Annotated in this window: 7 protein-coding genes and 2 pseudogenes; 7 read left to right on the forward strand and 2 right to left on the reverse strand. The window is 35.6% G+C overall.

All coding sequences use genetic code 11. From position 1 onward, the window contains the following. Nucleotides 1-101 precede the first annotated feature (101 nt). The 7 genes and pseudogenes from AC3DU7_RS18035 to AC3DU7_RS18065 form a co-directional block, all read left to right on the forward strand. Nucleotides 102-1,112 carry an energy-coupling factor transporter transmembrane component T family protein gene (locus tag AC3DU7_RS18035; protein ID WP_488040699.1) on the forward strand — a complete coding sequence of 337 codons (1,011 nt, stop codon included), beginning with the start codon at nucleotides 102-104 and terminating at the stop codon, nucleotides 1,110-1,112. Between the two features lie 377 nt (nucleotides 1,113-1,489). Beyond that, nucleotides 1,490-1,759 carry a transcriptional coactivator PipX gene (pipX, locus tag AC3DU7_RS18040; RefSeq protein ID WP_488040700.1) on the forward strand — a complete coding sequence of 90 codons (270 nt, stop codon included), beginning with the start codon at nucleotides 1,490-1,492 and terminating at the stop codon, nucleotides 1,757-1,759. 91 nt (nucleotides 1,760-1,850) lie between these two features. Next, nucleotides 1,851-2,528 carry a YggS family pyridoxal phosphate-dependent enzyme gene (locus AC3DU7_RS18045; RefSeq protein WP_488040701.1) on the forward strand — a complete coding sequence of 226 codons (678 nt, stop codon included), beginning with the start codon at nucleotides 1,851-1,853 and terminating at the stop codon, nucleotides 2,526-2,528. Between the two features lie 523 nt (nucleotides 2,529-3,051). Continuing rightward, nucleotides 3,052-3,690, forward strand: a complete 639-nt coding sequence (locus AC3DU7_RS18050; protein WP_488040705.1) for a cell division protein SepF — start codon at nucleotides 3,052-3,054, stop codon at nucleotides 3,688-3,690. Nucleotides 3,691-4,093: 403 nt separating this feature from the next. Continuing rightward, nucleotides 4,094-4,912 (forward strand): pyrroline-5-carboxylate reductase, encoded by an 819-nt coding sequence (gene proC, locus AC3DU7_RS18055; RefSeq protein WP_488040702.1) that lies wholly within the window; start codon nucleotides 4,094-4,096, stop codon nucleotides 4,910-4,912. Between the two features lie 318 nt (nucleotides 4,913-5,230). Further along, nucleotides 5,231-5,524, forward strand: a pseudogene (locus AC3DU7_RS18060) (IS701-like element ISPlag1 family transposase); the annotation flags it as partial. Nucleotides 5,525-5,628: 104 nt separating this feature from the next. After that, nucleotides 5,629-6,358: pseudogene (locus tag AC3DU7_RS18065) on the forward strand (transposase); the annotation flags it as partial. Nucleotides 6,359-6,662: 304 nt separating this feature from the next. Here the strand turns inward: AC3DU7_RS18065 and AC3DU7_RS18070 are convergent. After that, nucleotides 6,663-7,946 (reverse strand): AAA-like domain-containing protein, encoded by a 1,284-nt coding sequence (locus AC3DU7_RS18070; RefSeq protein ID WP_488040703.1) that lies wholly within the window; start codon nucleotides 7,944-7,946, stop codon nucleotides 6,663-6,665. A 259-nt stretch (nucleotides 7,947-8,205) separates the two neighbouring features. Further along, the coding region (locus tag AC3DU7_RS18075) for a hypothetical protein (RefSeq protein ID WP_488040704.1) at nucleotides 8,206-8,547 on the reverse strand (342 nt) is incomplete at its 5' end.

The following is an 8,547-nucleotide window of genomic DNA, read 5'->3' on the forward strand; positions in this document are numbered from 1 at the left end:
CCTGTTGCCTGTTCCCTGTTGCCTGTTGCCTGTTGCCTGTTCCCTGTTCCCTGTTCCCTGCTATAAAACCTACAACCTAAAACCTAACTACCAAAGTAAAAATGGATTTACTGCGATCGCTTCCTCTTGGACTATACTTAGAAAAACCCATAACATGGCTACATAAACTCGACCCTAGAGTTAAATTAATCTGGCTAATGAGCTTTCTAATTAGCCCAGTTTTGAGTAGTTCCATCTGGCGTTTAATATTAGTAGCTACGTTAATTGTATTAACATTTAGTGCCTCAATTCCTTTACGAGTTTGGAAACGACAAATGGGTTGGTTGCTCACATTTTGTTGCTTAGTTTTTGTCATGAGTGCAGCTATTGCTCCTGATGGACTTTCAATTAACTATCAACCCCGTTTACCAAAAGATGAACTAATCTTTGCTGAACAAACTAATAGTTTACCACCAGAACCAGAAGCGAAAAATATTTCCAATTTTTTTGGATTGCTAAAAACAGAAACTTCAACTGAATCAACTTCTGAAACACAACAGCAAGAACTAACAGAATTACCTCAACCTACCTCTTACAAGTACGTCCTTTTTCAAAAAAGACCACTGACTATAACTCGTCGTTCAATAGATTTAGGTATTAGGATTGCCACCTTATTATTTACCGTGATTTATAGCACAAACTTATATCTTTTAACCACAGGATCAGAAGAAATTACAGCAGGTATAGAAGACCTAATGCAACCTCTGAATAAATTGAATTTACCTGTAACAGAAATAAGTTTAACTTTAACCTTATCTTTAAGATTTATTCCCCTAGTTTTAGAGGAAATACAGAATTTAGTTCGTTCAGTTAGAACTAGGGCAATTAACTGGAAAAAACTAGGACTACGACAAGCTTCTCAGGTATGGTTAATAGTAGCAGAAAGACTATTAGAAAATTTGCTATTGCGAGCAGATCAAATTGCTAGTGCCATGAAAGTGCGAGGTTTTACAACTCCCGAACAACATAAAGTAGAATGGCACGATCTAAAGCTAAAGGTATGGGACTGGTTAGTATTGGTTTGCTTAGTGTTATTCTGGTGGGTTAGATTAGTTTGGGGAGGACAAAGTTAAAACAAAATTATATATTCCTTATAAATAATTATTTATCTGGTATCGTTATCTTAAGTTAAAGTGAAAACTTTCAATAATTTCAATAAAGTGTTGTGGGATACTTCATCACTAATTTATATTATTGATAATTTCTAAGATAAAAATTATAGGTTGATATTCAACTCGAATATCAAATAATTATAATTTCAGAAAATATATTTTCTGGGTCTATTTAATTCTAAGAGCATTTAATAATTTACAGAAAAAAACAAAAACCATTATTTATCTGTGCTGTTAATCTGTAAAATCTAAAATCTAAAAAACTATGGTCTTTCCATTGACAAAGGCCACTAAGTTATTTAAAAATCCTGTCATTATCTGCTGATTTTTAAGCCTAAATGACCAACGAAACTTATATGAACCATCCTAACTTTGGCCTCCTATACAGGGTGTGCTTAGTTGAGGAGAACAAAGAATTGTTTACGACCCTCTATGCCCAACGCTTATTTTTTTTAGTGACAAATGGAATAGGAGGTATTAAATTTGAACCTTTAGGCCGTTCAGACGCACGTTTAATGGTGGAAATTCGCCTCCGTCAACTGCGTCGAAATGGTCAAGCAATTGAATACCAAAAACTTCAGACAGTTCACAAAAATACTTTTCAATAATTAAGCTGATAACTGATAACTGAAATGACAGTGGGGTATTAAGCCTGCAAAAGATTAAAGATAATAAAAAACTCTCAAATCTCAAGATTAAATGTTTGAGTCCATTACCGAACGTATTACTAAAATCCGCTCTAACCTACCTGCATCAATACGCTTAATTGCTGTAACTAAACAGGTATCAGTTGATGCTATTCGTGCTGCTTATGCAGCAGGGATAAGAGATTTTGGGGAAAATAAAGTTCAAGAAGCACAAGAAAAGCAAGCCCAACTAAAAGATTTATCAGAGATTACCTGGCATCTGATTGGCCACTTGCAAACCAATAAAGCAGCAAAAGCTTTAAAGCAGTTTCAATGGATTCATTCTGTAGATAGTTTAAAACTGGCCCAACGCCTGGACCGTTTAGCAGAAGAGTTATCTTGTAGTCCTAATATTTGTCTGCAAGTCAAAATTCTACCCGACCCTAATAAGTATGGGTGGAGCATAGCAGAATTAATTACTGACTTACCACAGTTAAATCAATGTCAACATTTGAAAATTAAGGGTCTAATGACTATCCCACCCCAAGGATTAGACCATGGACAAACCTTATCAGTATTTGAGAAAACTCAGGAATTAGCTCAGGAAATTAGGAAAAAAAATTTGTCTAATCTAAATATCCAAGAACTTTCAATGGGAATGTCAGAAGATTATAATCTAGCCATAACTGCTGGTACAACTATGGTCAGACTAGGTAAAACTCTATTTGGTGAAAGGAGGAACACACAATAAGGTTGAAAACTCCTCGTCTTTAGGCAGAGGATGAAAATGACGGTTTAGGATAAATCCGGCCAAGTGATAGAATTAAAATTTGAATAAAGCTTTCATCTATAGCTGGAACTGTCTTAGTATGGAGAAGTCCTGGCAAACAAGAAACAAGGGTTGATAAATTCAACAGCAGTATGACTATAATCACTGCAAGCAATGGCAGGACAGGGGGTGTAAAATTTTGGCATAGTAATAGAACCTCCCGAAAACTAACAATGTGAATACAAGTGAGTGTCTAAGTGCGTTTTGACTGGTTCGACCCAGATAAATCTCTGGGTAACAGCTCAGAAAAAGCAAGCAATGTTTATTTATTCCGTTGCGTAGCATCCGCTGAGAATGCCTGCATCTTTAGAGCAGGGACGAAGTCAAAAGGACTGATATGCTATTCAATACAACTTAAAAAGTAAAAATAGTAGTAAACTACCCACGATTAAGCTACCTTGGGACAATAGTCCGAATTTGACAGTAGCGAAGGAGTAATTTAATGGTGAATAGTCTTTTTTCCAAACTAAAAGATTTTGTGGGACTTAACGAACAAGTTGAGTACGAATATGATTACGATGAAGTGGAAGGAGAACAATATCAAAGTGTTTATCCTCCACAACAACAAGCTCCTGCTGCTGTACCAGTAGTGGAAGAGGAAAGTCGCAATAGTCGCCGATTAAGAAATAGGGCCACTGCTGCGACAACAACAACAAGCAGCACAGGTGTTACTGGAGCTGTTAAATCAGAATCTGGAATGGGATCGGTTATGAATAATGTAATTGGAATGCCTGGCGCTTTAAATGGAATGTCCGAAGTTGTGGTTATGGAACCACGAACTTTTGAAGAAATGCCTCAAGCAATTCGTGCTCTACGGGAGCGCAAGTCTGTAGTTTTAAATTTGACCATTATGGACCCAGACCAAGCTCAAAGGGCAGTGGACTTTGTAGCAGGTGGTACTTATGCTTTGGATGGTCATCAAGAACGCATCGGAGAAAGTATTTTTCTGTTCACACCAAGTTGCGTACAAGTCAGAACTCAAGCAGGAGTAGTCAACGAGATGCCTCAGACTCAAACACGTCCTCGTGTGGGAACTTCTGGGTCTCAAGTTTGGCAACCGGAGCAAGTTCAAATGATGCAATAATCGCTAGGGACATTTGGGTATGGGGTCAGAAAAAATATAATTAGCGCTAATAATTATATACATCTAAAATACCAATTCACTCTAAGGATGTCACAAATAGTCAGCAACTGATGATGCGGAATAATAGGCTGAAATTATTGTTTAGTCAAAATTTTAAGTCTATCAACTTCTACTTCTGACTTTTGACATCAGTGAAACGGTATAAGAACCCATCCCTAATTCCCTATTCATCTTAAAAATTTGGTAAGTGGGAAACCACCGTCTTTTAAGCAGTGGATGGAAACAACGCGACGAGTTTTAACCCGAAGATATTCTTGATGTCAAGTCTCCTTATTGCAGGAGGTACTGATAGCGTAGCTCCTCTGCTAGGAGGCTAACTGATAACTGATAACTGATAACTGAAATGACAAGTGCAAAGTTTGGTTTAATTGGTGGTGGGGTAATGGGTGAGGCTTTATTATCCCGACTGCTCGAACAAAAAATTTATCAACCCTCAGAAATTTTAGTTAGTGACCCGCAGCAACAAAGGCGGGATTTTTTAGCACGAGAATATGGTGTAGAGGTAACTACTGAGAATCGTTTGGTTGTTACTACTGCAACGGAAGTTTTATTACTGGCGGTTAAACCTCAAATATTTGATACCATAGCATCGGAATTGGCAGACTGGCAAGTTGGCGGTGAGACTATATTGGTAATTTCAATTATGGCAGGTGTACCTCTGCAAAGGTTGGAGGCAGCTTTCCCATCGCGACCTATGGTAAGAGTTATGCCTAATGTTCCCGCAACAGTAGGTGCAGGAATTAGTGCTATCGCTCTTGGTAAGCATATTAAACCGGAACATCAAGAGTTAGCTACTCGCATTTTAGAGTCCGTAGGAAAGGTAGTGGAAGTTCCAGAAACTTTAATGGATGCAGTTACAGGTTTATCTGGTTCCGGACCTGCTTATGTGGCAATTTTAATTGAGTCCTTGACAGATGGGGGAGTTCGTGCTGGTTTACCTAGAGCGATCGCTTATCAGTTAGCATTGCAGACAGTTTTAGGTACAGCAGTTATGTTACAAGAGTCGGGAATGCACCCCGCACAGTTGAAAGACCGGGTAACAAGTCCTGGAGGAACAACTATTGCCGCAGTTGCGGAATTAGAAAGTTTGGGTTTTCGTTCTGCTTTAATTGAAGCAGTGATGGCGTCAAAAGAAAGGTCTCAAGAATTAGGTAATAGTTAAATATAGCAGAAGGAAGAAGTAAGAACTCCAGTAGTGGACTGACACAGCGAAAATGGTGCAACCTACATTCCGCAGGTTGACAGTACTGCTGGAGGATTTTTTAGCATTATTTTAATTAGATGCATTTAAACTTCCATTATTATATCAGGACTTACGCAAAGACACTATATATAGCGTTAAACCTCAAGACTTTATCCTTATTGGCGCTCCTTACTTAGTTCCTCTTGGCGATCGCCTGAACAACAAAATTATTATAACTTATGCCAAAACACTCGCGCTTATTATAGAATAACATTATTGTTAATTTGAGGTAACAATATGAAGTTTAACTATATTGATTACTGTCAATATTTACTGAATTATCATACAAATTATACTATTACAAATTTAGCCAATCACCTAGAAAATGTTAGCCATGACACAATCAATCGTTATTTGAAAATCGAAAGTTTTGATTCTCAAGATTTATGGAAAAATGTTCAAGAAGAAATTGTAACTAACACTGAAGGTTATTTAATATTTGATGATACAGTTCTCAAAAAGAAACATGGCAATAAAATTGAGTTAGTTCGGCGACAGTACAGTGGCAATGAGCATAAAGTAGTTTGTGGTATAGCATTACGCAAATAGGTTAGGGCAATTATAGACACTCAAACGAGCGTCAGGGATTACTTCTAACTTCTGACTTCTGACTTCTGACTTGCGCGTAGCGCTATATAGGGATAGTAAATTGTATATATTTCAATCCAAAAGTCGAGCAATTTTGGATTATAGATTATCGAATGTATGATCCAGATACTGATAACAAAACTAAGATAGATCATGTTGAAGAAATGATATTAAATGTGGTAAACAAAAAGAAATTACCATTTAAAACAGTATTAATGGATAGTTGGTATGCAACACAAAGATTAATGGGATTAGTAAATAACTTAGGGAAAAATTATTACTGTCCCTTAAAAATAAATCGCCTAGTAGATGATAGTGGTGGCGTAGAAAAATACAAAAAAATAGGAGAGTTAATTTGGAATGAATCCGAAAAAATATCAGGTAAAATAATTAAAGTTAAAGGAATTCCTTTGAGATAAAAAAATCAAACTATTCTGGGAAACTGTTTCGACCAACAGAACAGAATATATTGCAACTAATGACTTAGCTCAATCTTCAGTAGATGCTGTAGAATTTGAGTCACAAACTAGATGGAAAATTGAAGAATTTCACGCCAGAATTAAGCAATTAACAGGTATTGAATTTTGTCAATGCCGTCTTAGACAAATTCAAAAAAATCACATAGCTTGTGCTATGTTAGTCTGGAATTTCTTAAAAAGATTAGCAGTGAAAATAGGAAAAACTATCTATAGAGTTAAACATGAATTACTCTCTGATTATCTGATCCAAGAGCTGAAAAAGCCCACAATAAAATTCAGGGCTATTTTTATTTTATAGGTGTTTTTTTCTCTGGCTTTAACAATGGCAGAAATCTTAAGGCGTTGGCGGAGCAAGTGCGGCAGCTATATCGCTTGAAAAATTATAGCGATCGCTATAATTCATACACGCTATATATAGCGTCTTTGCGTAAGTCCTGTATATATTAAAAATTGTCAACAGTGACGAGGACATTGGCTAGCTCTGGCAGTTGTTGTTATTATTTTATCCTAAAAATAAGATGCGTTGGCCCCGATCAAATCCTTTTCTATATATAGCTCTTAACTAGCTTGTCACCCCGTGAGGCAACAAAGCCAAAGTCCAGCTATAATGTTTGTTCAAAATAATTTTGATATAGCTGACAACTAATAACTGCTTTATTTTGATTTAACTTAATTAAACCCATATCACTTAACTTATTAGCCAAGATCGGATTTAATAACACAGGTTTAGTAGAATTTATAACAGTTTTAAAAGCAATCGCTAATTCTGGTTTTGAGTGCAGTTTCATTTGATAACGATATAAGTGACTTCCATAAATTCCTGTAGAGGTAGGAGCATTATCTAATAGTTCCATAAATGTTAATTTCTCTTGACTAAGATGATAAATAGCAAGATGAACTAGAGCAGGATGACCATCTGTCATAGCCATCAAAAGCTTTATATCTTTTTCACTCATCCAGTTGAGTTCATAAAATTTAACTAATTCCATAACTTCTTCCAAGGTGAAACTATCCAAATGAATAGTAACACCTACATGAAAAAGCAACTGATAAATTTCTAAAGGAACATCAATTTCAGTTGAATGAACTACAAGTAAACGCAGCTGACTCCACAAAGGCAAAACTCTAGCTTTCTCATGCCATGAATATAGCAAGGTCAAGAAATCTTTGAGCACTTCCGAATAGTCAAAAATTAAATCCAGGTTATCCAAAGCCAAAAGTAAAGGTGAATTAATTAATGGCAACAAATAATTTTGAAAGTACAAAGTACAACTAACTTTACAACCAATATTTTCATTCCAATAACCCTCTAGCCTGGGCTCTAAATTAAGCCCTAAAGCAACATTAACAGAAAACCAGCGTAAAAACTTATCAATATCATTTAAAGAATTTTGTGAGACTTGTTTCAAATCTAAACTAACAGTACGATAAGCTAAAAAATCTAGGTGGTGCATAACACGCAAAAACATTGAACTTTTGCCAAATTGCTGTGGTGCTTTTATTCTTACCGAACCCCCTAGTTTTTTAATTTCCGTCAATATTTCCTTTTCGATAGTAATTCTTTCGATATAAAAAGGCGAATTCAAAGGAATAACTCCATTAGGAAATGTTATAGACATAATTTTTTTGACATACTGTTCGATTTGCACTCGACATTTTTTTTTTGTTACTTTATCACCAAGAAGAAAAGAAAGCTTTGTTAATAGCTTAGGCGGAACAACATTGGTTAAATAATCATGACTATAACCATGATCTTCAGCTATTTCTTTATAAGACTTTTCATCCCAAATACCTTGGATGATTAGAAATTCTACTTCATTCAAAGGAGAATTACCAATTTTTACAAGTTCACGGTTTAGAACTTTGAATATAAAATTTAGGTTCATAAAGGTTAGATCTTTTTTAATGTCTAGACTAGGAGTACTACGTTAATTAGTTAGGATATTTATAAATGCTCAAACTCAGTATTGTAAGTGACATTATTAGACATCTCCAAATATTGATAAAGTGCCTTGATCATTTGACTTCAGGTTACTTGCAATGTCAAACATAGTTGCGTAATTTTATGACAGAATAAAGCCAAGTTTTTCATTACCTTGGCCTCAAAATTACCCTCTAATCATCTTTTGTGCAACAAAGCCATATTTAAACATTAGCTCTACACCATCGACATTTTCTGCCAAAAACATTGATAATTCTGTACTCGTTCAACGTAGTATATTTTTCCTTTTCTCCATCGGTAAGAAGTCTATAGCCTTTAACTTCAAATTGAGGAAGATGAAGGTCATCCTCCAAGAAAGTAAGCATTTTATTCAATTCACCAGGTTGCCATAAATCCTCAGCGTTCTTACCAATAATCTTATTCATTGGTTGGTTACTATTAGCAACTATGGCAGCTTGGTTCATCCAAATAATCTCGTTAGTATTCATATCAGTGATAAATTGCGAGTTTACCTCACCGTAAATTTCAATTAGACTTTTACCTAG

Source organism: Okeania sp., assembly GCF_983059655.1.

Coding starts and splice junctions, on each gene's coding strand:
- AC3DU7_RS18035 (WP_488040699.1), top strand. CDS start 102: ATGGATTTACTGCGATCGCTTCCTCTTGGACTATACTTAGAAAAACCC.
- pipX (WP_488040700.1), top strand. CDS start 1,490: ATGACCAACGAAACTTATATGAACCATCCTAACTTTGGCCTCCTATAC.
- AC3DU7_RS18045 (WP_488040701.1), top strand. CDS start 1,851: ATGTTTGAGTCCATTACCGAACGTATTACTAAAATCCGCTCTAACCTA.
- proC (WP_488040702.1), top strand. CDS start 4,094: ATGACAAGTGCAAAGTTTGGTTTAATTGGTGGTGGGGTAATGGGTGAG.
- AC3DU7_RS18070 (WP_488040703.1), bottom strand. CDS start 7,946: ATGAACCTAAATTTTATATTCAAAGTTCTAAACCGTGAACTTGTAAAA.